This window comes from Aliiruegeria haliotis (genome assembly GCF_003003255.1).
GTDB lineage: Bacteria > Pseudomonadota > Alphaproteobacteria > Rhodobacterales > Rhodobacteraceae > Tropicimonas > Tropicimonas haliotis.
Map to the genome: position 1 here is coordinate 501,280 of NZ_PVTD01000002.1, position 21,801 is coordinate 523,080.

The 21,801-nt window shown below is 64.7% G+C and carries 28 protein-coding genes; 9 read left to right on the top strand and 19 right to left on the bottom strand.

Annotated elements, in window-relative coordinates; all coding sequences use genetic code 11:
- Window position 1: 1 nt before the first annotated feature.
- Genes CLV78_RS07655 through CLV78_RS07675 form a run of 5 tightly spaced genes read right to left on the bottom strand, consistent with a single transcriptional unit; the run spans window position 2 to window position 3,913 of the window.
- Window positions 2-580: an HK97 family phage prohead protease gene (locus CLV78_RS07655; protein WP_106204192.1), complete on the bottom strand. Its 579-nt coding sequence runs from the start codon at window positions 578-580 to the stop codon at window positions 2-4.
- On the bottom strand, window positions 580-1,851 hold the full coding sequence (locus CLV78_RS07660; protein WP_106204193.1) for a phage major capsid protein: 1,272 nt from the start codon (window positions 1,849-1,851) through the stop codon (window positions 580-582). Before CLV78_RS07660 ends, CLV78_RS07655 begins: the two co-directional genes overlap by 1 nt.
- 3 nt (window positions 1,852-1,854) lie before the next feature.
- Window positions 1,855-2,190, bottom strand: a complete 336-nt coding sequence (locus CLV78_RS07665; protein WP_106204194.1) for an HNH endonuclease — start codon at window positions 2,188-2,190, stop codon at window positions 1,855-1,857.
- Window positions 2,187-2,528, bottom strand: coding sequence for a head-tail adaptor protein (locus CLV78_RS07670; protein WP_106204195.1), 342 nt, complete (start codon window positions 2,526-2,528; stop codon window positions 2,187-2,189). The genes CLV78_RS07665 and CLV78_RS07670 overlap by 4 nt, the downstream gene beginning before the upstream one ends.
- Window positions 2,519-3,913 (bottom strand): terminase TerL endonuclease subunit, encoded by a 1,395-nt coding sequence (locus tag CLV78_RS07675; protein WP_245924870.1) that lies wholly within the window; start codon window positions 3,911-3,913, stop codon window positions 2,519-2,521. The genes CLV78_RS07670 and CLV78_RS07675 overlap by 10 nt, the downstream gene beginning before the upstream one ends.
- Before the next feature lie 81 nt (window positions 3,914-3,994).
- Here CLV78_RS07675 and CLV78_RS24460 point away from each other — a divergent pair, with 81 nt between their 5' ends.
- Window positions 3,995-4,333, top strand: coding sequence for a hypothetical protein (locus CLV78_RS24460; RefSeq protein WP_170111652.1), 339 nt, complete (start codon window positions 3,995-3,997; stop codon window positions 4,331-4,333).
- A gap of 298 nt (window positions 4,334-4,631) precedes the next feature.
- Here CLV78_RS24460 and CLV78_RS07680 read toward each other — a convergent pair whose 3' ends face one another.
- The 3 genes from CLV78_RS07680 to CLV78_RS07690 are packed head-to-tail and all read right to left on the bottom strand — an operon-like array spanning window position 4,632 to window position 5,916.
- Window positions 4,632-4,862 (bottom strand): hypothetical protein, encoded by a 231-nt coding sequence (locus CLV78_RS07680; protein ID WP_106204196.1) that lies wholly within the window; start codon window positions 4,860-4,862, stop codon window positions 4,632-4,634.
- Entirely contained in the window at window positions 4,859-5,407 is a 549-nt protein-coding gene (locus CLV78_RS07685) for a head-tail connector protein (RefSeq protein ID WP_106204197.1), read from the bottom strand. Before CLV78_RS07685 ends, CLV78_RS07680 begins: the two co-directional genes overlap by 4 nt.
- The gene (locus tag CLV78_RS07690) at window positions 5,404-5,916 is read right to left on the bottom strand and encodes a hypothetical protein (protein ID WP_146136660.1); all 513 of its coding nucleotides are present in this window, start codon (window positions 5,914-5,916) and stop codon (window positions 5,404-5,406) included. Before CLV78_RS07690 ends, CLV78_RS07685 begins: the two co-directional genes overlap by 4 nt.
- A gap of 527 nt (window positions 5,917-6,443) precedes the next feature.
- Here CLV78_RS07690 and accB point away from each other — a divergent pair.
- The 3 genes from accB (at window position 6,444) to aat (ending at window position 9,044) form a co-directional block, all read left to right on the top strand.
- Entirely contained in the window at window positions 6,444-6,941 is a 498-nt protein-coding gene (gene accB / locus CLV78_RS07695; protein ID WP_106204199.1) for an acetyl-CoA carboxylase biotin carboxyl carrier protein, read from the top strand.
- Entirely contained in the window at window positions 6,941-8,287 is a 1,347-nt protein-coding gene (accC, locus tag CLV78_RS07700; RefSeq protein WP_106204200.1) for an acetyl-CoA carboxylase biotin carboxylase subunit, read from the top strand. Before accB ends, accC begins: the two co-directional genes overlap by 1 nt.
- A 115-nt stretch (window positions 8,288-8,402) precedes the next feature.
- Window positions 8,403-9,044 carry a leucyl/phenylalanyl-tRNA--protein transferase gene (gene aat, locus CLV78_RS07705; RefSeq protein WP_106204201.1) on the top strand — a complete coding sequence of 214 codons (642 nt, stop codon included), beginning with the start codon at window positions 8,403-8,405 and terminating at the stop codon, window positions 9,042-9,044.
- Here the strand turns inward: aat and CLV78_RS07710 are convergent.
- The 6 genes from CLV78_RS07710 to CLV78_RS07735 all read right to left on the bottom strand — a co-directional run bounded on the left by CLV78_RS07710 (window position 9,008) and on the right by CLV78_RS07735 (window position 13,036).
- Window positions 9,008-9,379 carry a DUF2155 domain-containing protein gene (locus CLV78_RS07710; protein WP_106204202.1) on the bottom strand — a complete coding sequence of 124 codons (372 nt, stop codon included), beginning with the start codon at window positions 9,377-9,379 and terminating at the stop codon, window positions 9,008-9,010. The genes aat and CLV78_RS07710 overlap by 37 nt on opposite strands.
- Window positions 9,379-9,834, bottom strand: a complete 456-nt coding sequence (gene mlaD, locus CLV78_RS07715; RefSeq protein ID WP_106204203.1) for an outer membrane lipid asymmetry maintenance protein MlaD — start codon at window positions 9,832-9,834, stop codon at window positions 9,379-9,381. Before mlaD ends, CLV78_RS07710 begins: the two co-directional genes overlap by 1 nt.
- 57 nt (window positions 9,835-9,891) lie before the next feature.
- Window positions 9,892-10,275 carry an NADH:ubiquinone oxidoreductase subunit NDUFA12 gene (locus CLV78_RS07720; protein WP_106204204.1) on the bottom strand — a complete coding sequence of 128 codons (384 nt, stop codon included), beginning with the start codon at window positions 10,273-10,275 and terminating at the stop codon, window positions 9,892-9,894.
- 160 nt (window positions 10,276-10,435) lie between these two features.
- The gene (locus CLV78_RS07725) at window positions 10,436-10,822 is read right to left on the bottom strand and encodes a RidA family protein (RefSeq protein ID WP_106204205.1); all 387 of its coding nucleotides are present in this window, start codon (window positions 10,820-10,822) and stop codon (window positions 10,436-10,438) included.
- 143 nt (window positions 10,823-10,965) lie between these two features.
- On the bottom strand, window positions 10,966-12,228 hold the full coding sequence (gene clpX, locus CLV78_RS07730) for an ATP-dependent Clp protease ATP-binding subunit ClpX (RefSeq protein ID WP_106204206.1): 1,263 nt from the start codon (window positions 12,226-12,228) through the stop codon (window positions 10,966-10,968).
- Between the two features lie 175 nt (window positions 12,229-12,403).
- Window positions 12,404-13,036 (bottom strand): ATP-dependent Clp protease proteolytic subunit, encoded by a 633-nt coding sequence (locus CLV78_RS07735; RefSeq protein WP_106204207.1) that lies wholly within the window; start codon window positions 13,034-13,036, stop codon window positions 12,404-12,406.
- Between the two features lie 309 nt (window positions 13,037-13,345).
- Between CLV78_RS07735 and CLV78_RS07740 the strand changes: the two genes are divergently transcribed.
- From CLV78_RS07740 to CLV78_RS07760, 5 genes are all read left to right on the top strand, one after another.
- Window positions 13,346-13,807, top strand: coding sequence for an SRPBCC domain-containing protein (locus CLV78_RS07740; RefSeq protein WP_158263475.1), 462 nt, complete (start codon window positions 13,346-13,348; stop codon window positions 13,805-13,807).
- Between the two features lie 4 nt (window positions 13,808-13,811).
- On the top strand, window positions 13,812-14,174 hold the full coding sequence (locus CLV78_RS07745) for a cupin domain-containing protein (RefSeq protein ID WP_106204209.1): 363 nt from the start codon (window positions 13,812-13,814) through the stop codon (window positions 14,172-14,174).
- Window positions 14,175-14,318: 144 nt separating this feature from the next.
- A complete protein-coding gene (locus CLV78_RS07750; RefSeq protein ID WP_106204210.1) occupies window positions 14,319-15,044 on the top strand; it encodes an ABC transporter ATP-binding protein in 726 nt (241 codons plus the stop codon).
- On the top strand, window positions 15,041-17,413 hold the full coding sequence (locus CLV78_RS07755) for an ABC transporter permease (protein WP_245924871.1): 2,373 nt from the start codon (window positions 15,041-15,043) through the stop codon (window positions 17,411-17,413). The genes CLV78_RS07750 and CLV78_RS07755 overlap by 4 nt, the downstream gene beginning before the upstream one ends.
- A 3-nt stretch (window positions 17,414-17,416) precedes the next feature.
- Window positions 17,417-18,649, top strand: coding sequence for an efflux RND transporter periplasmic adaptor subunit (locus CLV78_RS07760; protein WP_106204211.1), 1,233 nt, complete (start codon window positions 17,417-17,419; stop codon window positions 18,647-18,649).
- Between the two features lie 54 nt (window positions 18,650-18,703).
- Here the strand turns inward: CLV78_RS07760 and CLV78_RS07765 are convergent, their stop codons facing one another.
- Genes CLV78_RS07765 through CLV78_RS07785 form a run of 5 tightly spaced genes read right to left on the bottom strand, consistent with a single transcriptional unit; the run spans window position 18,704 to window position 21,801 of the window.
- Complete coding sequence (locus tag CLV78_RS07765; protein ID WP_106204212.1) at window positions 18,704-19,087, bottom strand: Na+/H+ antiporter subunit G; 384 nt, start codon at window positions 19,085-19,087, stop codon at window positions 18,704-18,706.
- A 10-nt stretch (window positions 19,088-19,097) separates the two neighbouring features.
- Window positions 19,098-19,367, bottom strand: coding sequence for a K+/H+ antiporter subunit F (locus CLV78_RS07770; protein ID WP_106204213.1), 270 nt, complete (start codon window positions 19,365-19,367; stop codon window positions 19,098-19,100).
- On the bottom strand, window positions 19,364-19,855 hold the full coding sequence (locus CLV78_RS07775) for a Na+/H+ antiporter subunit E (RefSeq protein ID WP_106204503.1): 492 nt from the start codon (window positions 19,853-19,855) through the stop codon (window positions 19,364-19,366). Before CLV78_RS07775 ends, CLV78_RS07770 begins: the two co-directional genes overlap by 4 nt.
- A 15-nt stretch (window positions 19,856-19,870) precedes the next feature.
- The gene (locus CLV78_RS07780) at window positions 19,871-21,391 is read right to left on the bottom strand and encodes a monovalent cation/H+ antiporter subunit D (RefSeq protein WP_106204214.1); all 1,521 of its coding nucleotides are present in this window, start codon (window positions 21,389-21,391) and stop codon (window positions 19,871-19,873) included.
- Window positions 21,388-21,801: a Na+/H+ antiporter subunit C gene (locus CLV78_RS07785; protein WP_106204215.1), complete on the bottom strand. Its 414-nt coding sequence runs from the start codon at window positions 21,799-21,801 to the stop codon at window positions 21,388-21,390. Before CLV78_RS07785 ends, CLV78_RS07780 begins: the two co-directional genes overlap by 4 nt.

Sequence of the window (21,801 nt, forward strand, 5' to 3'; positions counted from 1 at the left end):
ATCACCTCCACCGGATCGCAGCGGGGCGGTGCGTCAGGCGCTTCGCCACCTCGCCAATGGGTTGCCAGTTCCGGGCCTCGATCTGGGCTTGCGGATAGGCGGGTTTCGTGACGGCGCTGATCTCGATCAGGTCAGCCGCCTTGATGGTCCGCAGGATCGCGGTGCCGCGTTCCTCGACCGTCTCGCCGCCCGGCCGGACGCGGAAGCCGGGGGACAAGCCCCGCACCAACCCGGCCGCGTGGGCCGAGAGGAAGTCCCGAACATAGCTGACCTGCCCCATGTCGGCGCTGATGGTCGCTTCCACCGTCAGCGCGTCATCCGATTCCGTCAGGGTCAGGGTGCCGGCCGAACGTGAGGCCAGCGGCTTGTTGAAGTCATGGCCGGACAGAAAGTGCACGTCCTCGCCGCGCTCGATCCGATCCGCGAATGCACGGGCTGCGATCATCTCACGACGCTCACGGCCCATGCCCACGCGCTCGGCCAGTACGGTTTCCCGGCCATAGGGGAAGGTTGCCCGAAGGCGGGTTTCCCCGCCCTCGGTGCGCAGCTCAAGGCTGCCGACATGAGCGCCCCAGAGCATTACGCGGCTTCCAGTTCGAGGCCGGTCAGCAGTTCGAGCTGGGCCGGGCGCGCCACGGTCACGTCCATCGTCGCCAGTGCCGTGATCCGCAGCCCGCCGGACTGCGCATCGCTGTAGGGATCGCGGATCATGTCCACCGCGCCCCATGCGCCGATGAAGATCGGGGCGACACCGCCCGCCGCGGTGGTCAGCAGCGCCGAGGTGGCGGAAGGCGTCCCGGACGGCGCGGCAAGCGCGTTGTTCGTCATGGCGATGTTGCCCGCCGGGATGTTCTTCACCAGCCGGTCCCACTCGGACACGGCCGTGCCGCTGATCAGGGCGCTGTCCAGATAGTCCCACAGTTCGGGCCGGATCAGGGCGCGCACCGCATCCGGCGAACCGGCCGCGTTGGCGGTCATGAACCGGGTGACCGCCGAGCGGAACGCGCCCCAGCTCGCCAGCGCGGCAACGGCCGTGGACGTGATGCCGTAGGTCGCCGCGCCCGCGATGACGCCGAGCGGCTGACCGTTGGCCCCGGTGCCGAGGAACGCCGCCTGATCCATCGCCGCGCCCATTGCGCCGCTCATGTCCCGCCGCACAGCCTGTTCCAGCGCCGCACCGGACTGCTTGAGCGTCTTGCGCGTGATGCGCATCTGAATGCCGAGGTTGTGGTCCGGCGACATGGCGCGGTCGGTGGTGGCGTAGGTGGTCGGCCCGGCCACGTTCGCCGTCTCGCCGTCCGCCCAGCCCGCCGTCACGGCCGAAGTCGTCACCGGCCATTCCACCGCGCCCGCGTCGATGCTGATCATCTGAGCGCCCATGCGCGCCGCCACGCTGTCCGGGAACAGCCGGTCGATGATGGGGCGGGTCTGGATCGGGTTCGGGGTGCCGCTGGCGACGGTCTCACCGGCCCGGACTTCCAGCGCCTGCCACGGCACGGGGATGCCACGGAAGCCGCCCGCGCTGCGCAGCTCGGACACGATCTCGGCCGTCTGCCCGTCAAGCTGACGCCCTTCATCGAGGGCCAGCGCGACCTGACGCATCTCGAAACCGGCCATGAGGTCGGCCCATTCCTGCGCCGTGCGGGTTTCCAGTTCGCTTCCCGCGTCCCGGCGTTCGGTATCTTCCGCGATCAGGGCGGCGCGATACCGGGTTTCGTTTGAGCGGTATTCCCGGTCCAGCTCATCCATCTTGCGGACTTCATCCTCGGACGGGTTCTCTTTGCCTGCCAGCTCGGCAAGGTTCTGGCGGATTTCGCTTTGCCGCCGGGCGATCTTCACAGATTCGAGCATTGGTTATCCTTTCTGCTCAACAGGGGTGCCGGGCCGCTCAAGCGACTCGACTGCTTGCCGCCAGTCACGGCGGTCCTCTCGGGGCGGGGGATGCCCGCACTCGATCCGGGTCTTTCGGGTGTGGCAACCGGGGCAAAGCGCCTGAAGGTTGCGCGGGTCATAGGACAGTTCGGGGTGCGTCCTGACCGGCTTGATATGGTCCACCTCAAGCCGCCCGCCGCAGCCGCAGGATTTGCAGCGATAGCGGTCGCGTTCGAGGATCTCGGCCCGCAGCGCCTTCCAGCGTTTCGTGCGGGTGATCTTCCGGGAATGCCGGTGATGCTCCTTGCGGATGCTCATGCGATGTCATCCGTCTGGGCGGTGATTTCGAGGAAGCCCCGGTTGTCGGGAACCTCCTTGATGCCGTCGATCTCGAAGGTGACGCCCTCGTGCACAAGGCGGTCATACCGGGCGATGCTGCGCCCGAATGCCGTCGCCCGGATGATGAAGCGGGTCACCAGCTTGTTGTCCCACGCGCCCGCGCTGAGGCGTTCAGCGTCGGACACGTCCCGCCGCCGGGCGAAAATCGCGGGGCCGAAGTCATTCCATTCGTTGTCAAAGCCGCCGTAGCCGTCCGGGGTCTGGGTCGCCCGCTGGATTTGGATGCGCCGGTTGAGGCTTCCCGAGTTCAGAACCATGCCATCTTCGCTTTCGTCTGGGGTTGAGCCGCGATGCGCGCGCCCTGCGCCACGGCGAGGACGGAAGCCGCCGCCGCGTCGATCCGGCCGGTGGAGCGGGCTTTCGCCAGTTTCAGGTTGTTGGCCGGGTCGCGCAGGCACACCGCATCCGCGAAGGCCGAGCGCAGCAGCAGCGACGGCCGGGCCTTCACCAGCCCGTCGAAGGCGGCGCGGCGGAACCGCTCGCAATCCTCGCCGCCGTCGCGGAAGCCCTGCCCGCGCCAGACACACGGGGCGCGGACGCCCGCCCGGTTCAGCGCCTCGCCCAGCTCGGCCTGCTTGTATCGGTCCATCGTGATTGCAATGACGTTCTGGCCCTCGACGTGGCGCATCACCTCGGCCAGCCACGGGGCCACCGGAACCGTCTTGTCCCCGAGGACGGTCAGCTCGCAGCGCTCCTGCATCTCGACGTATCGCCCGGCCACGCCGTCCGCCTGCCCTCGGTCCAAGAGGCTGGGCATGGACGGGAAGGTGCCGAGGCATTCGAGCCGCCCGGTCTGGGGCCAGTAGAACGCCGCCGCCGTCATCGAGGCCGAGCCGCCGAGGTCGATCCCGATCACAACGCCGCCTTCGCGCGGCGGCAGGGCGTCGGTTTCGCAGTTCAGCCACTCATCGAGGGTAATCAACAGGTCGCGGGACTCGCCGGACACGCGCTCATTGCGATTGTAGAGGCGGAAGGACGTGAGGCTGGACCCGCCGCGCGCAATCGCCCGCTTGGCTTGGGCTTCCAGCCATTCCAGCGAACCGCCGATGCCGTGCGGGGCGCCGGGGTTGGCGATCAGCAGGCTTTCGGGGTCATCGGCGGGCAGACCCGGCGCGGGCCGATGCTCTTGGACGTAGGAACCGGGTGCCGGATCGTCGATCCACCGGGAAAACGGGTGCGTGTCGTCGCTGGCGGACGTGCTGATGAGGAAGGCCCGGCCGTCCCGCTTGCCGAGGCCGGAAAGCAAGGCGTGTTCCAGCTCGTCGCCGCGATCCAGCGCCCAGTGCCCGCGCTCATCGAGGATCGCCATCGTCGGAGCACCGCCGAGAGCGGACTTGCCGTCAGCAGCGATGACGCGAAGGACGTGCCCGCCGCCGTCGCCCTCAAACTCGATTTCGAGGCGCGGGGCGCGGCGGTAGATCAGGCGGCGTTGCAGCTCAAGCGGCAGGGTGGCAGCGAACCCGGCCACGAAGTCCCAGATGATGCGGCCCTGATCCCGCGTCCGGGCGGCTGCGATGATCTCGCGCCGGGGCTGGCGATCCCAGACGCCAATGAGACCGCCGAGCGCAAGGCCCGCCGTGATCGCGGATTTGCCGTTGCCGCGCCCGATGCTGAGAACAGCGTTGGCGGTGTCCTCGGCCATCGCGCCTTTGATGAATTGGCTTTGAAAGGGGGCGAGGGAAACCGGCTTTCCAGCGTTCGGACCTTCCGGGATACGAAGTCCATGCATGAATTGCATAGCTCGCTCGGCCGGGGTCCCCTCATCATCCTGAGCGAAAAGAGAAAACTCAGACGCACGGTTACCGGCAAGGATGAAAGGCGCGGCATTGGGACCAGCGTGGGCCTGCATCTCGACACCCGCGAACAGATCGGCGGTATCGGCCTCGGTCGCAGCCTCGCGGTCGCAGGGCAGCAGCGATCCGTCTGCCTTGCGCCACTCTCTTTTTTTCTTCGCTGCGCCTGTCATCGTCTTGTCCTCGCGCGTCTCTCTCTGTTCAACCGTTGCTCTTGCCCTCTGCTTACTGGTGAGGGTTGCTGTGACGGTCAGCATGGCGACTTCTGAGCCGCCCGCTGACCGCCGCGATCTTGCCTGCTCACCGGAGCCGGGCCGCCGCTTAGGCCACGCCTCCGCTGTCCAGCGTCGAAGGCGCGCACTCCATCTGTTCACCGCCCGTTGGTGGCAGTGCTATCGGGCGTGGAGTGACAGGCTTTCGCCTGCATGGCCGCCCAGTTGGTGGTGCGATAGCTTCCCCGAGTACCACCGTGTCGCGCCGCCCCTCGGTCAAGTCGTCAAGCCCTGAGCGCCGCCCTGTTCTGTTCCCGCCTGCCTGCCCTGATCAGGGGCAAGGGCCGGTGTCTGCTTACCGCTCGATCACCTCCATCATCGGTTCGGGGGCAGTGCCCAGCTCGGACACCAGCCGCCGCATGATCTGCGCTTGCTTGACCGTGGGTCGCCACGATGGGCGCTTGCCATGTCGGGCGATGGACCGAACGAAGCCCTTGAGCCATTCGTCCGAGCCGTCAGCCATCACGCGCCGCATGACGATGGGCCAGCGGAAGGTGAGGATTTCGTCCAGCTCGCTATCGGTCATACCTGCACCCCGCGATACCGTGCGCCCACGCGGGCCATGTGCGGCGACGTGGTGAGGCTCTTGGCGTCCATCGGGGACCGGCCGTCATAGTGCAGCGCGGCCTGATCCATGAGGGCTTGTGCGAGGTCTGGCGGCACGTCCGCCGCCGCAGCCCCGAACCCGGCCTGATACTCGATTGTCATGCGGCTGGGGGTCAGGTCGTGATAATCCGCCAGCCAGCGGATATAAGGCCGGTTGCCGCCCACGAAGTCGAAGGCGGTGAATGCCTCGCCGTCGATGGTCACGGTCGGAACGTCATAATCCGCAACGGGGCCGATGGGCAGGCTCAAGCCGTATTCCCGCGACGGGTTGAAGATCGTCACCCGGATCGTCTGGGTCAGCAGGGCAATCTGGGCGAATTGCTCGATCTCGGCCGCTGCCGTCTCCCCGATGTTCTGGATCGCGGTATCTTCCGCGTGATCGGGCACCCGAAGGTGCAACTTGAGGTCATCGAGGACGAAGGGCAGCGCAGCGCCGCCCGCAGTCCGGTGCACAAGCATCTTCATGCCGCCACCTCCATTTCGCTGATGTGCCGGAAGAACGCCGCCTGATCCTTCGCGCTCATGGCCTCGAAGGATGCGAGGGCATATGCCTTGAGTTCGGAGCGGCTGGCGTAGGACGCCCAGAACCGGGCCTCATCCATGCCGCCGAGGAAAATGGGCAACGGAGCACCGGCCGAGCCGATGGACGCCGCCGCCGTCATTTCCGCGTGGTCCAGCTCAAGGGAATTGAGGGCCGAGAACGCCAGCGCCGCGCGCTCGGTCTCGGATAGCCTGACAGCCGCCACGAAGCTGAAACCGGACCATGCATCGGCGGTGCCGAGGGTCAGGCAATAGCCGAGCATCCGCGACATGCGCTTGTGCTCGGGCTTCATGAAGCGGCCGAGGCTGGAAGGCTTTTTGGCGTTGGACAAAGCGGGCTTTTCCGCTTTGTTTTCAATGGGGGTATTCTGGCCGGTTGGACGGGTTACAGGCTTGATTTCGTTGGAAACTGCGACAACCCTACGGAGTGCCATCGCCTGTATCCCAGCACAGGTCGCGCTGCCCCACTGCAATCCTTAGAATGTGCCCGGCAAAGCTTGGGTCGCGCAACTCTTTCGTGAGTAGCGGCAGAAAGCGGCATCACCCGTCTGCCGTCACGCGCCGTGCCGTTCAACCGGCGCGTTGGCTTTGCTTCGTGGCGTTGCTGTGCCGGAACCGTGGTCGCTGAAACTGGGCATGCGTTGGCACCATGCGGCGAAACTCTGCAAGGCGGTTGGCGGGACTGACCTCTGTTGCCGCGAACAAAGCGGCATGGACAGGTTCACGGCGTTGACGATTGACATCGTGCCGCGCGTTGGGATCCTTCGCGCGTGGCACATACGCCCGTCAAATCCGAACCGAGACGATTGGAAAAGGAGCCGGGCAACGGCCCATCCGATTTCCCACGCCCCCTCGGGCGAAAGAGGCTTGCGATACAGACCGCATCAACCTCCCTTTTCTCCGCCTGCCGGTTCGGCTACACGAGAGCAGCTTTCGAAGAACAACAAGGGGCCTGAGCCATATGACCAGGGAACACCGGGACGCGGATGTCGCATTCATCGAGGCGCTCGCAGAATTGCTGCGCGCCAAGGATCTGACGGAGCTGGAGGTCCTTCGGGAGTATGGTGACAACGACAGCCTGAACGTCCGTGTCAGCCGCCAGACCGCCGCCCCGGCGCCGGTCGCGGTCGCGGCTCCCGTTGCCGCCCCTGCAGCCGCCCCCAGCCCTGCGCCGGCGCCCGCGGCCGCCCCGGCTGCCAGTGATGTCGAGGATCCGGCGCAGTTGCCCGGCGCCGTCGTCTCGCCAATGGTCGGCACCGTCTACATGGCTCCGGAGCCCGGCGCCCCCAATTTCGTTGGCGTCGGAGATCAGATCACGGAAGGCCAGACGATCCTGATCATCGAGGCGATGAAGACGATGAACCAGATCCCGGCCCCAAAGGCCGGCACCGTCAAACGCATCCTGGTTGAAAACGGCGCCCCCGTGGAATTCGGCGCGCCCCTGATGATCATCGAGTAATGTTCGAAAAGATCCTGATCGCAAACCGGGGCGAGATCGCCCTTCGTGTCATCCGCGCCTGTGCCGAGATGGGAATCAAGTCGGTCGCGGTGCATTCCACCGCCGATGCCGATGCCATGCATGTTCGTCTTGCCGACGAATCCGTCTGCATCGGCCCCCCGTCCTCGACCCAGAGCTACCTGTCCTTTCCCGCCATTATCTCGGCCTGCGAGATCACGGGCGCTGATGCGATCCACCCAGGCTATGGCTTCCTGTCGGAAAACGCTGCCTTCGTGCAGATCGTCGAGGACCATGACCTGACGTTCATCGGCCCGACGGCGGAACATATCCGGATCATGGGCGACAAGATTACCGCCAAGGAAACCATGAAGAACCTTGGCGTGCCGGTGGTTCCCGGCTCCGACGGCGGTGTGCCGGACTACGAGAGCGCACAGAAAGTTGCGGAGGACATCGGCTATCCCGTCATCATCAAGGCCACCGCCGGCGGCGGCGGGCGCGGCATGAAGCTCGCCAATGGCCCCGACGAGTTGGAGACCGCATTCCGAACCGCCCGTTCAGAGGGCAAGGCCGCCTTCGGCAATGACGAGGTCTATATCGAGAAGTACCTCGGCAAGCCGCGTCACATCGAGATACAGGTTTTCGGCGACGGCAAGGGCACGGCCGTGCATCTGGGCGAGCGTGACTGTTCTCTCCAACGCCGCCACCAGAAGGTCTTCGAGGAGGCACCGGGTCCCGCAATCGATGCCGAGACCCGCGCGCGCATCGGCCGGGTCTGCGCGGACGCGGTGTCCCGCATCAACTACATCGGCGCCGGCACGATCGAGTTCCTCTACGAGGATGGAGAGTTCTACTTTATCGAGATGAACACCCGGCTTCAGGTGGAACACCCCGTGACCGAAGGCATCTTCGGTGTCGACCTGGTGCGGGAGCAGATCCGAGTGGCACAAGGTCTTCCGCTCTCCTTCACGCAGGACGACCTCTCCGTGAACGGCCATGCCATCGAAGTACGGATCAATGCCGAGAAACTGCCGAACTTCACGCCCTCTCCGGGCACTGTCGGCATGTACCACGCTCCGGGCGGTCTTGGCGTCCGCATGGACTCGGCGCTCTACGGCGGCTACTCGATCCCGCCGTATTACGACTCGCTCATCGGGAAGCTGATCGTGCACGGCCGCGACCGGCCAGAGGCGCTTTCGCGTCTTGACCGCGCGCTCAGCGAAATCGTGATCGAGGGGATCGATACCACGCTGCCGCTCTTTGATGCGTTGTTGCAGGAACCAGACATCCTGTCCGGCAACTACGACATCCACTGGCTGGAAAAATGGCTCGCGGCGCACGGCGAATGAGTGTCGCGCCCATGCCCCGGCATGGGCGCCTTCTTGCCCGCTCTGTCCAAGTCCATTGCCAGACGGGCAAATTTCCTGTCCTTTGGGAAGAAAGAGCAGGACAGTCGACACCGCAATGACGGGCGAGATCACTCCGGAACTCCTCCTGAGGGCCTATGCCATGGGCATTTTCCCCATGGCCGAAACCCGTGCGTCCGATGATGTGTTCTGGGTCGACCCGGACCATCGCGGGATCATTCCGCTCGACGGCTTTCATATGTCCCGCTCGCTACGCAAACGGATCCGGCAGGAACCCTTCGCCATCACCACGGATCGCGATTTCGCGGGGGTGGTAGCGGGCTGCGCAGACCGCAAGGAAACGTGGATCAACGAGACGATCCACGATCTCTACATGCGGCTGCACCGCGCCGGTTTTGCGCATTCGCTGGAAGTCTGGGATGGTCCGGATCTGGTGGGCGGCGTCTATGGCGTCACGCTCGGCGGCGCCTACTTCGGTGAAAGCATGTTTTCCCGTCGCCGAGACGCCTCCAAGATCGCGCTGGCATACCTGGTCGATCGGCTACGCATCGGCGGCTATCGCCTCTTTGACACGCAGTTCCTTACGCCCCACCTCGCCAGCCTCGGCGGGGTCGAGATCACGCGGGAAGACTACCACGACATGCTCGAGGATGCCTTGCAGGTGACGGCGGATTTCATCGCCCCGGGGCGGGCGCCACCGGCCTATTGGTTGTTACACCGCAGCATCCAGACATCATAGCGCGGGTGGTCCATGGCACTGAGCGCGGGCGAGGAGGCGATCATCCACCCTGAGAAGGCCTCTGTCGAAGCCCCATCCTGATCGATGTAGATCTCCAGCCAACCGAAAGCGTCCGAGTTGGGGTCGTTGGTCGGGTAACGGCAATCCCCAAGCGTGATCTGCAACTTTCCGATGATTTTTGTCTGCCCACGACTCATACGAACATCGGTCGTCTCGCCCGACGTCTTGTCGAGGACGCGGATCGTGCCGCCGCTTGCGCTCGTGGCCTTCGTCTGCGCGACGGCCGGCACAGCCGCCCCGACCAGTGCGAGGCACAGGATCGCGGCCCGGATCATCAGCCGTCCTCGCTGGCCGACGAAACGAACTTGGCAAGCAGGCCGATCAGGCTGAGCGCGCCCTGAGTGTCCTCGATCTCGTCCCCTGTTTCGAGGTTGAAGGGCGATCCGCCGGGCACCAGCTCGACGTAGTTTCCACCAAGCAGCCCCTCCGAGGAAATTGCGATGGAACTGTCCTCGGGCACGTCGAATCCGCCGCCGAGATTGACCACGACATCGGCGCGGAAGGTCTCCGGGTTGAGTGCGACGTCGGTTACCGTCCCGATCTTGACGCCGGCCATGCGGACGTCGGTGCCCACGCCGATGCCCTCGACCGAACGGAAGGAAGCGGTGAGGTCGAACCCATTGCCCTGGGTCGAGGCAACACCCGCCCCCTGCGAGGCATAGATCAGGAATCCAACCGCAACCGCCAGTGTGACGCCACCTGCAATGACCTCTCCGGGGCTCTCAGACATGCAATGCTCCTGCTCCGGCAGAATCGGCGCCGGCAACGTTTCGGGATCGGGTGCGAATTATTCCGGCGACCAGGCTTCGTAGTCGCTACGCTCAACCGGGTCGGTCCGCCGGATGGACCCGGCGGGCACATAGCTCCGCGCCGAACCCGACAGGTTCTCCTGGTGCGGCTTCTCCCAGTCCTTGTGCACGAACGGGCGTTCCGTCGGCGGTTCGTCGAAGGTCTTGTGCAGCCAGCCATGCCACTCCGGCGGAATGCGGGTGGCCTCGATCTCGCCATCGAAGATGACCCAGCGTTTGCTGTCATCTTCGTTCCGGTAATAGATATTACCGGCATCGTCCTCGCCCACCTTCTCACCATGACGAGAAGTGAACAGCTGGGTGCCGTAAGTCTGCCCGTCCCACCAGATGAGGGCGCGAAGCACCGAGTTCAGGATGCCCATGAATGCCTCCGGATGCGTGTCGGCCTCCGGTATGGACCAAGAGCGCGCGGAGGTCCAGAGACAGGGCCGCGCAGTCCGCACGCAGATTGTTTTCGCCGCAAGGGGAGATGGGTTTCGCCGGTGCCAGCGTCAACCGCCGCAAAGAGGCCCAACGGCGGCTTCACGACTGCGGCGCCCGCGCCGTCACCTCGATTTCGATCTTCATTTCTGCTTCCTGCAAGCCCGCCGAGAACATGGTCGCGGCTGGCTTCGCGCGCGCAAACGCCTCGCGGGTCACGGGCCAGCAGGCAGGCCAGTCTTCCGGATTCGGCAGGATATAGCGGACCCGCACCACGTCATCGAGGCTCGCGCCAGCTTCGGCCAGCGCCCCGGCGATGGTCTTGATCGCATTGGCGCATTGGTCTTCGACCGCCTGCGGCATGGTCATGGTCGCATAATCGTAGCCCGTGGTGCCGGCGACGAAAATCCAGCCATCGCAGAGCACCGCCCGGGAGTATCCGATCCGTTCCTCGAATGGCGATCCGGTGGAAATGGTCGTGCGGGTCATCCTGTCCTCCTGCCCTCGTGCAGTTGAACCATACCGACATGGCGTTCGGGAAACAGCGGTTTGGCTCTGGCTGACGGCAAGAAAAAGGGAGCCCGGAGGCTCCCGTTCCCGACTGTATCCCGGGCGTGGCTATCCAGCGAAGATCAGCCCGCCGTCGCGCCTTTGCTCTCCTCGGAATAGATCAGCAGCGGTTGCGACTCGGAGGCCACGGCCTCTTCGTTGACAACCACTTCCTCCACACCTTCCAGACCCGGGAGGTCGAACATCGTGTCGAGCAGGATGTCTTCCATGATCGAGCGCAGACCGCGGGCGCCGGTCTTCCGCTCGATGGCGCGGCGCGCAATGGCGCGCAGGGCATCGTCGGTGAAGGCCAGTTCCGTGTCTTCGAGCTCGAACAACCGCTGGTATTGCTTGACGATGGCGTTCTTGGGCTGGGTCAGGATGGTCACCAGCGCGTCCTCGTCGAGGTTCTCCAAGGTCGCGATCACCGGTAGGCGGCCGACGAATTCCGGGATCAATCCAAATTTCAGAAGGTCTTCAGGCTCCAGCTGGGTGAAGAGTTCACCGATATCCTGGTTTCCTTCGTCCTTCACATCGGCGCCGAAGCCGATGGCAGACCCCTTGCCCCGCTGAGAAATGATCTTGTCCAGTCCGGCAAATGCGCCGCCACAGATGAACAGGATGTTCGTCGTGTCGACCTGCAGGAACTCCTGCTGTGGATGCTTGCGGCCGCCCTGCGGCGGCACGGAGGCGACGGTGCCTTCCATGATCTTCAGCAGAGCCTGCTGAACACCCTCCCCGGAGACGTCCCGGGTGATCGAGGGGTTGTCGGACTTGCGGGTGATCTTGTCGACCTCATCGATATAGACGATGCCGCGCTGCGCCCGCTCCACGTTGTATTCGGAGGCCTGAAGCAGCTTGAGAATGATATTCTCGACATCCTCGCCCACGTATCCCGCCTCTGTCAGCGTCGTCGCATCGGCCATGGTGAAGGGCACGTCGAGGATGCGCGCGAGCGTCTGGGCGAGGTAAGTCTTGCCGCAGCCCGTCGGGCCGATCAGCAGGATATTCGATTTCTGCAACTCGATATCGGAGGATTTCGAGGCGTGGTTCAGACGCTTGTAGTGGTTGTGCACCGCGACCGAGAGAACGCGCTTGGCCCGTCCCTGCCCGATCACATAGTCGTCAAGAACCTCGCAGATTTCCTTCGGAGTAGGAACGCCGTCAGACGCCTTGAGCCCTGCCGACTTAGTCTCCTCCCGGATGATGTCCATGCAGAGTTCGACGCATTCGTCGCAGATGAACACGGTCGGGCCTGCGATCAGCTTGCGAACCTCGTGCTGACTCTTTCCACAGAAGGAGCAGTAGAGCGTGTTCTTGCTGTCACCACCGGATGAATTCGCCATGCCAATCCTCTAGGGCCCTGGGCCCGCTGTGCCTGCCGATACGTCGGCCATCGTCGGCGTCCGCTCCGGGCACGCCGCTCTACCAAGATTAGGACAGCCCCCCGCGGGGCACAATGCCGAAATGGATGCGGGTGCCGGGGTGGCGATTGCCATCCCGGTGCCCTCCTGCGCCGCCTCAGCTCTCCGCGCTATCCTCGGCTGTCTTGCGGCTCTCGACGATCTCGTCGATCAATCCCCATTCCTTGGCATCCTCCGCCGACATGAAGTTGTCGCGCTCCAGCGCGGCCTCGACCTTCTTGAGGGTCTGCCCGGTGTGCTTGACGTAGATATTGTTGAGCCGGTCCTTCAACTTCTGCGTTTCCTGGGCGTGGATCATGATATCCGTCGCCTGCCCCTGGTATCCGCCGGAGGGCTGGTGGACCATGATCCGGCTGTTGGGCAGCGAGAACCGCATGCCGGGCTCCCCGGCGGTCAGCAGCAGCGAGCCCATGGAGGCAGCCTGCCCAACCACGAGGGTCGAGACCTTCGGCCGGATGTACTGCATCGTGTCATAGATCGACAGCCCGGAGGTCACCACGCCACCGGGCGAGTTGATGTACATGGAGATCTCTTTCGAAGGGTTCTCCGCTTCGAGGTGCAGCAACTGGGCGACGATAAGCTGGCTCATCCCGTCATGGACGGGACCGTTGACGAAAACGATCCGCTCCTTGAGCAGGCGCGAGAAAATATCGTAGGCGCGCTCGCCGCGACTGGTCTGCTCGACGACCATCGGGACGAGGTTCATATAGGTCTCGTGGGGATCACGCATGGGGTACTGCCTCGGGATGGGGGCGGTCGCTTGCACGCTCGCCGCTGAAATTGTCCTAGAGTCGTAGTGTCGACCCGTGGGGGTTGCAAGGGCACGGCAGGCACACCGGGTCGGACGCCGGGTTTGACATCGCCCCACTCCACGCCTTACCCTAGGTATCCTGCAATTCCGCCGCCCGGTTCTCTCGGACCGTCTAACCGCGTGGTCTTGCCGAAAGGTTTCCGGCACTGCGAAATCACGGTTTCGCGAATGTTGCCGTGCCGACGAATTGGTCAAACCCGCCCACGCCATGGAAAACGGAGTGACGACGTGCCAGAAACCCTGCCCGCCCTGAGAAAGACCTATGTTCTGCCGCTGCCCGCCGAGGTTGCCTTCCGGCTGTTCGCCGAAGAGCTTGGGGATTGGTGGCCGCTGGAGTCGCATTCGCTTTCGGCCCTTGAAGGCAAGCTGCCGCTGTCGGTGCGGGCCGAGCCACGCCTGGGCGGACGGATCGTCGAGATCCGCCACGACGCCGCTGAGGCCGAGTGGGGCACGTTCACGGCCTGGGATCCGGTGCGCCGCATCGCCTTCGACTGGTACGTCGGTCGCGAGCGCGCGCAAGCAACACAGGTCGAGGTCACGTTCTCTCAACGCGGCGACGAAACGGTGCTCGGGCTCGTCCACAGTGGTTTCGAGAACCTCGGCCCCGGCGCGGAGGCCTCGCTGGCCAACTACGACGAGGGCTGGGACCTCGTGCTGGGCGAGCGGTTTCTCAAAGCCTGCGGTGGGTGATGGCATGCGGCAAATACTGTTGACCGAAGATGCAGACGGCACCTCTCATTTCTCCGATGCGGAGCTTGCCATGACGCTGGCGGATTTCGCTCCCCCGGCTCCGGCACTCTACCTGTCCGAGGCAGAGACGGCCCGGCGGGTGCTGTTCCTGACCCTGCCGCCGGGCTGGACGGGCGAGATGCACCCCTCCCCCCAGCCGCAGTTCGTGATCTGCCTTGAAGGCCGGATGCGGTTCGAAGCCGGCGACGGCGAAGCGCGTGAGGTCCGTCCCGGAGATGTCATTCGCTGCACGGACACCACGGGCTCCGGCCACCGGTCGGCGGTTCTGGGCACAGAGAACGCGCACCTTGCGATCGTGCAGATCTGACATCGCGGGCCACGAGACCGCGCGTGCAGTCGCGCTTCGGCACCATCCCGGCCCCCGGAGCCACTGCGGCGGGACGAAATGCCCGCGCTTGCCGCTTGTCTGAACGACGCCGAGACCATACCTCTGAAAACAGGAGGTCCGGTCATGTCTGCGCCAGCCGAAACACCCGCGCCCGCATTTCGCACGAGGGGGTTGACCAAGACCTATGGCGAGGGAGAGGCGGCTGTTCACGCGCTGCGCGGAGTCGATCTTGAGCTCCCACCGGGAGAGTTGGTGGTGCTGCTTGGCGCCTCCGGGTCCGGCAAGTCGACGCTTCTGAACATCCTCGGCGGTCTCGACCGCGCCAGTACCGGAACCGCCCATTTCCGGGATCGCGAACTGACCGCGATGAGCGACAGCGAACTCACCCTCTATCGCCGCAACCACGTCGGCTTCGTGTTCCAGTTCTACAACCTCATGCCGTCGTTGACAGCCGAGGAGAACGTGGAACTGGTCACCGAGATCGCGCGCAATCCCATGGCACCGGGCAAGGCACTCGACCTTGTCGGGCTGGGCGAGCGCAGGCATCACTTCCCTGCGCAGCTTTCCGGTGGCGAACAGCAGCGGGTCGCCATCGCCCGCGCTGTTGCCAAGCAACCCGACGTACTGTTCTGCGACGAACCAACCGGCGCACTGGACAGCACGACAGGCCGGGCGGTCCTGAAGGTGCTGAAAGACGTGAACGAGGCCCTTGGAACAACGGTCCTCATGGTCACGCACGCCGCCAACACGGCCGCGATGGCGCATCGGGTGATCCGCTTTGCCGATGGCAGTATTCGCACCGTGGAGATCAACGAGACCCGCCTCATGCCGGAGGAGATCGCCTGGTGAGCCTGCTCGCACCTCTCGACCGCAAGCTGTTGCGGGACCTCTGGCGGATCCGCGGCCAGGCGGTTGCGATCGGTGCAGTGGTCGGGCTTGGCGTGCTGATGCTGGTGATGATGACCGGGCTTGTGAACACGCTCGAACAGACGCGGCAGGCATATTACGAACGCTACCGACTGGCCGACGTATTCGCGCCGGTGGCGCGTGCGCCCGATCGGGTGCTGGCCCGGCTGGAGGCACTGCCCGGCGTTGCCGTGGTAGAGGGGCGCGTCACTGGCATGGCGTTGATCGATCTGGAGGACGAGATCATCCCGGTGCGCGCGCAGGCCGTATCCCTGCCCTCCCACGGCATTGCGCGGCTCAACGACATATTCCTCACATCCGGTCGGATGCCCGATCCCGACCGGGCCGAAGAAGTGTTGCTCCTCAAGGGTTTCGCGGAGGCGCGCGGTCTATCGCCGGGAGACCGGCTCTCTGCCACCATGCATGGCAGCCGGCGATCCTTCGTGATCACCGGCCTCGCGCAGTGCCCGGAGTTCCTCTATACGACGGCCCCTGGTGAGTTGGTGCCCGACGATACCCGCTTCGCGGTGATCTGGATGAGCCGGGATGCGCTCGGGGCGGCCTACGACATGCGCGGCGCCTTCAACGAGGCGCTTATCGGGCTGGAGCGCGGCGCGCAGCTGGAGCCGGTTCTGGAAGCCGTGGACAGGGTGTTGGACCCACAGGGCGGGCTGGGCGCCTACGGGCTCAGGGACCAGGTGTCGAACTTCTTCATAGAAGAAGAAATCTCCGGTCTGCGAAAGAACACGGTCGCCGTGCCGCCCCTCTTTCTCGGCGTATCCGCCTTCCTGCTCTACATCGTCATCAGCCGCATCGTGCAGGCGGAGCGGGAGCAGATCGGACTTCTGAAGGCCTTCGGCTACTCGGGAGCCGAGGTATCAGGCCACTACCTCAAGATGATCCTCGTGATCGCCATCGGGGGGGCCGTCGTGGGGTCGCTGGGCGGGATCGCGGCGGGCCGCGCGCTGTCCGGCGTCTATCAGGCCTACTACAAGTTCCCGTTCCTCGTCTTCCAGCTTGATCCACGCAGCTTCGTGCTCGGCCTGATGATCTCGGTTATGGCGGCCTCAGCCGGCGCCTTCGGCGTGCTGCGCGGGGTTTTCCGGCTCACACCTGCCGTGGCCATGCGGCCGCCAGCGCCGGCCGACTACACAGGCACGGGTGGGTCCAATGGCTGGGCCAGACGACTGCTCGACCAACCCGGCCGGATGGTCCTGCGCCGCATCCGGCGGCAGCCCGGGCGCATGGCGGGTGCGGCCCTCGGGATCGCGGCCGGCATGGGGCTGTCTGTGGGCATGATCGGCGTGTTCACCGGCTTCAACCAGACTATCGACCTTGCCTTCGGCGTTGTCGACCGGTCCGACGCGCAGGTGAGTTTCGTCGAGGCCAAGTCAGACAAGGTGATCTATGAACTCGCGCGGCTGCCCGGCGTGCTGGAAGTGGAACCGATCCGCTACGTCTCGGTGCAGCTGCGCAATGGGACGCTGAGCCATCGCGGGGCGATCAATGGGCTGACCGCTGCCCCCCGGCTCAACCGCGCCCTTGATGCGGAGCAACGCGCGCTGCCCCTGCCCGATGACGGCATCGTGCTGTCGAGCACGCTTGCCCGTGTGCTGGACGCCGAGGTTGGTGACACGATCACCGTGGATGTTCGGGAGGGTCGCCGCCCGGTGTTGCAGATCCCGGTCGCGGCGGTCGCGGATTCCCTGCTCGGTTCACCCACCTACATGCAGATCGATGCGCTCAACCGCGCGCTGCGCGAACCCGGCCGCGTCTCCGGTGCATTCCTGCGGCTGGACAGTGACAGCGAGGAAAGTGTCTTCGAGGCCGTCAAGGACATGCCCTCCGTCGCCGGGATCTCGCTGAAGTCCGACATGCGGCAGGCGATCCAGAAGGTGATGGACGAAGGCGCCGGCATGATGCGCTTCATCATGCTCGCCATCGCCGGTATCGTCACCTTCGGCATCGTCTTCAACGCGGCCCGAATTGCCTATGCCGAACGGGCCCGCGATCTCGCAAGTCTACGCGTGATCGGGTTTTCCCGCGGCGAGACGGCCTTTGTGCTCCTTGGGGAGCTGGCCGCGGTGACACTTGCCGCGCTGCCACTGGGGGCGCTTTTCGGATACGGCATGTCGGCAGCCGTCTCCGCCGCCTTTTCCACCGAAGTCTATTCCATTCCGCTGATGTTCGACGCCAGAACGGTCGGCACGGCGACGTTGGCCGTGTTGTTTGCGGCCGTGATGTCGGGATGGATCGTGAAACGCGACCTCGACCGCCTGCCACTGGTCGAAGCCCTGAAGACGAGAGAGTGACCCATGGCCCAGAAAAAGCGCAACCGCAGGCTCCTGACCGTCCTCGTCCTCGCCGCAATTGCCGGCGCGCTCGCCTTCGCTTTCTGGCCGCGTCCCGTGCTGGTCGACATTGCCGAGGTGCGAACGGGCACCCTGACCGTCACCATCGACGAAGAGGCCCGCACCCGCGTGCATGAGCCCTACGTCGTCTCCACCCCCGTCACGGGGCGCCTGTTGCGGGTCACCGTCGAGCCCGGCGACGTGGTGGAACGCGGCATAACTGTCGTGGCGCATATGCTGCCGACGAACCCCGCCGCTCTTGACGTGCGCACACGGGAACAGGCACGTGCCGCCGTGACCGCCGCCGAGGCTGCCCTGCGGGTGGCCCGTGCCGATCTTAACAAGGCCACGGCCGACAACGACCTCGCCCAGTCCGACCTCGAACGCGCCAAGCGGCTGGCCGACAGTGGCACCGTATCGCAAGCGGCGCTGGAGCGCGCGGAAGGCAGCGCAAGGGCCGCGCAGGCAACGCTCGACACCGCCGAGGCCGCCATTGCCATGCGCGAGGCCGAGGTCGACAACGCCCGCGCCCAACTCATCGGCTTCGACGACCAGGGGTTTGCCACCGCACTTCAGATCACCACGGAGAAGGCCACGCCGCTCTTTGCCCCGGCCACCGGCCGCATCCTGCAGGTCATGCAGAAAAGCGAGACGACCCTGCCCGTCGGCACGCCGATCATGGAGATCGGCAATATCGAGGATGATCTGGAGGTCGTGGTCGAGCTTCTGTCCACCGATGCCGTTCAGGTGAAGGTCGGCGACAGGGTGATCATCGACAAGTGGGGCGGCGCGCAGACCCTCGCAGGCGAGGTCATCCGCGTCGATCCCTTGGGGTTCACCAAGTATTCCGCGCTTGGCGTGGAGGAACAGCGGGTCAACGCCCGCATCAAGCTCACCGACCCGCCCGAGACCCGCGCCGCGCTCGGCCACGGCTTCCGGGTCGAGGTGCGCATTGTCGTCTGGGAAAAGCAGAACGCCACCATCGTTCCCGCCTCGGCGCTCTTCCGCCAGAACGGCGGCTGGGCCGCCTTCACGGTGGAGGACGGCACGGCACGGCTGCGCAAGGTGACGCTCGAACGATCAAACGGCATCGAGGGCGCGGTTACGTCCGGGCTCACAGAAGCAGAGCAGATCATCCTTTATCCGGCGCCCGGCCTTGCCGACGGCACCAAGGTAGCGCGACGTCACGCCAATTGACTCCATCAAGCCCGGGATATGGCTGCGACCGGCGGGCGGGCGGGCTGCAGCTGCCTACTTGGTATCGATCGGCTGCGCTTCGTCCCCGACCTCGTCATAGCCTGCCCAACCGCATTCGCCCTCCGGCTGCGGCAGCTCACGTTCCTTCACGTCGCGATGCATATGCGCCTTGGCGACGAAATTCGCTGTGATCGGCGCGGTGATGAACAGGAAGGCCGTGATCAGCAATTCGTGCAAAGAGACGTCTTCGAGAAAGATCGCGAAGTAGAGCATCGAGGCGATCAGGATCCCGCCCACTCCAAGCGTCGTCGCCTTGGTGGGGGCATGCAATCGTCGCATCGTGTCATTGAACTTGATCAGCCCGAATGACCCGAGGAATCCGAAGGTTCCGGCAACCACGAGCAGGAAGGAGATGACGATTTCCGCGATCAGGTTCATTGGATACTCCTCACTCGATGATGTTGCCGCGCAGGATGAAGCGGCAGTAGGCGACGGTAGAAACGAAGCCGAACATGGCAATCAGAAGCGAAACCTCGAAGTAGATCGCCGTCCCTTCCAGGATGCCGTAGATGTTGATCAGCGCGATGGCGTTGATGACCATCGTGTCCAGCGCCAGGATCCGATCGACAACCCCTGGCGCGAAACGAATTCGCCAGATGTTCATCAGCAACCCCAGCGAGAAGCAGATCACGGCGAAGTAGAGCGCGTAGGTAATCATTCGAAGATCTCCATCAGCCTGCGTTCGTATCGGGACTTGATCTCGTCGCGGACCGCGTCCGGGTCGTCGACATCGAGGCAATGCACCAACAGGTGGCGGGCATCGGCGGAGAGCATTGCCGTCAACGTGCCCGGCGTCATGGTGATGGTGCCGGCGAGAATCGTGATTGCTTCTGGCGAGGTCACGTCGAGCGGCACGGTGATCCAGCGGCTGTGCGTGTTGGCGTTGGACTTGAACAGGATGATCTTTGCCACCGTCCAGTTGGCCACGCAGATGTCCCAGAGCACCAGCAGGATATAGGCGGCGGCCTTGAGCGGGCGCCGCACCTTGGGCCGGTTCGGCCAGAACGGCTGCGTGATGGCAGGGATCGCGAGCCCAAGCACCAACCCCAGAACGACGTTTCCGACGGTCACCGTATTGACCAGCAGAAGCCAGATGAACAGCAGGAAGAACGTCAGCTGCGGGTGAGGGAAAATCCGGTTGAGGATGCGGTTCAGCATGGCTCAGCTCCCTCCCTGCGGGCCAAGAACTGCGGTGATGTAGCCGGCGGTGTCACGCAGCTGGACCGCCGTTTCCCGCATCATCTCGGCGACAGGCCCGGCCAGTATGGTCAGCACGACAAGCAACCCGAGAGGGATGCAGGCCGCCGTCACCGCAAGCCCGGGAATGCGGGCCGCGGCAATGGGCAGGCCCTCCTCGTCGAGGTTCTCCGGGAAGGTGAAGTTCGGGTCGAGCGGCTTCCACATGTAGCGGCTGCCTCGCAATGCGAACCCCACGATGGTCATCAGCGATGTTACCAGGATCACGGCCCAGATCCATGGCATCCAGGCGTCGGTCCGGCTGGCGTCGAGGATCAGCAGCTTGCCCACGAACCCCGAAAGCGGCGGCATGCCGGCCATGGCAATGGCGGCAACGAAGAAGAGCGAGGTGACAAGTCCGCCCGGTGCCTGCTCCGTGTTGCCCTGGCTTTGCCGGATCATGTCGAGGATCACGAACATGGCCCCGGCGGCAAAGGTGGAATGCACCATGTAGTAGAGCGCCGCCGTCGTCGCCTGCTCCGTGTCCAGCGATATCGCGAGCAACAGCGTCCCCATCGACGCCAGCACTGCGAAGGACACCTGCCGCGGCAACTGGCGCGAGCCAAGAACGCCGATGGCACCGACACAAAGCGTCACCAGCGCGACGGGCAACAGCAGGTCGGTGAAGACGGTGCCCACGGTATCGGCCCCGAAGATCAGCGTGTAGACGCGGATGATCGCGTAGGCGCCGACCTTGGTCATGATGGCAAAGAGCGCCGCCACCGGCGGGGCGGCATTGGAATAGGTCGCCGGAAGCCAGAACTGGACCGGGAAGGCCGCCGCCTTGATCGAAAACACGATGAGCAGAAGCATCGCGCCAACCAGCAGCAGCCCCTGGTCTCCGGGCGCCAGTCCACGCGCCTTGACCGCCATGTCGGCCATGTTAAGAGTGCCCAGCACCGCGTAGAGCGTCCCCATGGCAAAGAGGAACAGCGTCGAGCCGACGAGGTTCATCACCACGTATTGCAGACCGGATCGCAGCCGCATCGCACCGCCGGCATGGATCATGAGGCCGTAGGAGGCGATCAGCAGAACCTCGAAGAAAACGAAGAGGTTGAAGGCGTCACCCGTCAGGAAAGCCCCGTTGACCCCCATCATCTGGAAAGCGAACAGCGGGTGGAAGTGGCGCCCCCGGCTGTCCCAGCTTGAACCGATGGCATAGAGCACGACACCGAAGGCAAGCAGCGACGACAGCACCAGCATCGTCGCGGACAGCCGGTCGAGCACGAGGACGATCCCGAAAGGCGCCTCCCAATTTCCGAGGGTATAGACCTCGATGCTGCCATCAAGCGTCGAAATGAAGAGCCCGATGGAGATCATCATCATCGCGACCGTTCCGGCGATGGAAAACACCCGCTGCAACAGCAGGTCGTGGCGCATTGCCATGGCCATCACCGGGGCGAACATCGCCGGCAGGATGACCGGGAAGATGATCCAATGGTTCATCCGTGGTCTCCCTTCGGCCGTTGCAGGCCCGGCATGTAGAAATCGTCGTCCTCCGGCGCGATCTCGTCAGGGTCGAGATCCATCGGGTCACGTCGCATGTCGATATGGTCGGTGTCGGATTCGAGATAAGCCCCCAGTGCGATCATCACCGCCACCGCGGTCATCCCGAAGGAGATCACGATCGCTGTCAGCACCAGCGCCTGTGGCAGCGGGTCGGTATAGCCCTCCGCATATTTCGAGTAGATCGGCGGCATGTTGAATGCCAGCCGTCCGCTTGCGAAGAGGAACAGGTTGACCGCGTAGGTCATCAACGCCGTTCCGACTATCACGGAGAAGGTCCGCCGCCGCATCACGAGGTAAAGTCCGCCTGCGGTTTGTAGCCCGATCAGGATTGCCATCAGGAGTTCCAT

What these genes read in the sequence shown, in the direction of transcription:
- clpX (WP_106204206.1), bottom strand. Translation starts at nt 12,228, where the DNA reads ATGGCGAATTCATCCGGTGGTGACAGCAAGAACACGCTCTACTGCTCC.
- CLV78_RS07675 (WP_245924870.1), bottom strand. Translation starts at nt 3,913, where the DNA reads ATGGCCGAGGACACCGCCAACGCTGTTCTCAGCATCGGGCGCGGCAAC.
- CLV78_RS07710 (WP_106204202.1), bottom strand. Translation starts at nt 9,379, where the DNA reads ATGATCCGGGCCGCGATCCTGTGCCTCGCACTGGTCGGGGCGGCTGTG.
- CLV78_RS07735 (WP_106204207.1), bottom strand. Translation starts at nt 13,036, where the DNA reads ATGCGTGATCCCCACGAGACCTATATGAACCTCGTCCCGATGGTCGTC.
- CLV78_RS07750 (WP_106204210.1), top strand. Translation starts at nt 14,319, where the DNA reads ATGTCTGCGCCAGCCGAAACACCCGCGCCCGCATTTCGCACGAGGGGG.
- aat (WP_106204201.1), top strand. Translation starts at nt 8,403, where the DNA reads ATGACGGGCGAGATCACTCCGGAACTCCTCCTGAGGGCCTATGCCATG.
- CLV78_RS07785 (WP_106204215.1), bottom strand. Translation starts at nt 21,801, where the DNA reads ATGGAACTCCTGATGGCAATCCTGATCGGGCTACAAACCGCAGGCGGA.
- accB (WP_106204199.1), top strand. Translation starts at nt 6,444, where the DNA reads ATGACCAGGGAACACCGGGACGCGGATGTCGCATTCATCGAGGCGCTC.
- CLV78_RS07745 (WP_106204209.1), top strand. Translation starts at nt 13,812, where the DNA reads ATGCGGCAAATACTGTTGACCGAAGATGCAGACGGCACCTCTCATTTC.
- CLV78_RS07670 (WP_106204195.1), bottom strand. Translation starts at nt 2,528, where the DNA reads ATGGTTCTGAACTCGGGAAGCCTCAACCGGCGCATCCAAATCCAGCGG.
- CLV78_RS07725 (WP_106204205.1), bottom strand. Translation starts at nt 10,822, where the DNA reads ATGACCCGCACGACCATTTCCACCGGATCGCCATTCGAGGAACGGATC.
- accC (WP_106204200.1), top strand. Translation starts at nt 6,941, where the DNA reads ATGTTCGAAAAGATCCTGATCGCAAACCGGGGCGAGATCGCCCTTCGT.
- CLV78_RS07660 (WP_106204193.1), bottom strand. Translation starts at nt 1,851, where the DNA reads ATGCTCGAATCTGTGAAGATCGCCCGGCGGCAAAGCGAAATCCGCCAG.
- CLV78_RS07690 (WP_146136660.1), bottom strand. Translation starts at nt 5,916, where the DNA reads ATGGCACTCCGTAGGGTTGTCGCAGTTTCCAACGAAATCAAGCCTGTA.
- CLV78_RS07655 (WP_106204192.1), bottom strand. Translation starts at nt 580, where the DNA reads ATGCTCTGGGGCGCTCATGTCGGCAGCCTTGAGCTGCGCACCGAGGGC.
- CLV78_RS07720 (WP_106204204.1), bottom strand. Translation starts at nt 10,275, where the DNA reads ATGGGCATCCTGAACTCGGTGCTTCGCGCCCTCATCTGGTGGGACGGG.
- CLV78_RS07760 (WP_106204211.1), top strand. Translation starts at nt 17,417, where the DNA reads ATGGCCCAGAAAAAGCGCAACCGCAGGCTCCTGACCGTCCTCGTCCTC.
- CLV78_RS07780 (WP_106204214.1), bottom strand. Translation starts at nt 21,391, where the DNA reads ATGAACCATTGGATCATCTTCCCGGTCATCCTGCCGGCGATGTTCGCC.
- CLV78_RS07765 (WP_106204212.1), bottom strand. Translation starts at nt 19,087, where the DNA reads ATGAACCTGATCGCGGAAATCGTCATCTCCTTCCTGCTCGTGGTTGCC.
- CLV78_RS07665 (WP_106204194.1), bottom strand. Translation starts at nt 2,190, where the DNA reads ATGAGCATCCGCAAGGAGCATCACCGGCATTCCCGGAAGATCACCCGC.
- CLV78_RS07680 (WP_106204196.1), bottom strand. Translation starts at nt 4,862, where the DNA reads ATGACCGATAGCGAGCTGGACGAAATCCTCACCTTCCGCTGGCCCATC.
- CLV78_RS24460 (WP_170111652.1), top strand. Translation starts at nt 3,995, where the DNA reads ATGCATGAATTGCATAGCTCGCTCGGCCGGGGTCCCCTCATCATCCTG.
- CLV78_RS07685 (WP_106204197.1), bottom strand. Translation starts at nt 5,407, where the DNA reads ATGAAGATGCTTGTGCACCGGACTGCGGGCGGCGCTGCGCTGCCCTTC.
- CLV78_RS07770 (WP_106204213.1), bottom strand. Translation starts at nt 19,367, where the DNA reads ATGATTACCTACGCGCTCTACTTCGCCGTGATCTGCTTCTCGCTGGGG.
- mlaD (WP_106204203.1), bottom strand. Translation starts at nt 9,834, where the DNA reads ATGTCTGAGAGCCCCGGAGAGGTCATTGCAGGTGGCGTCACACTGGCG.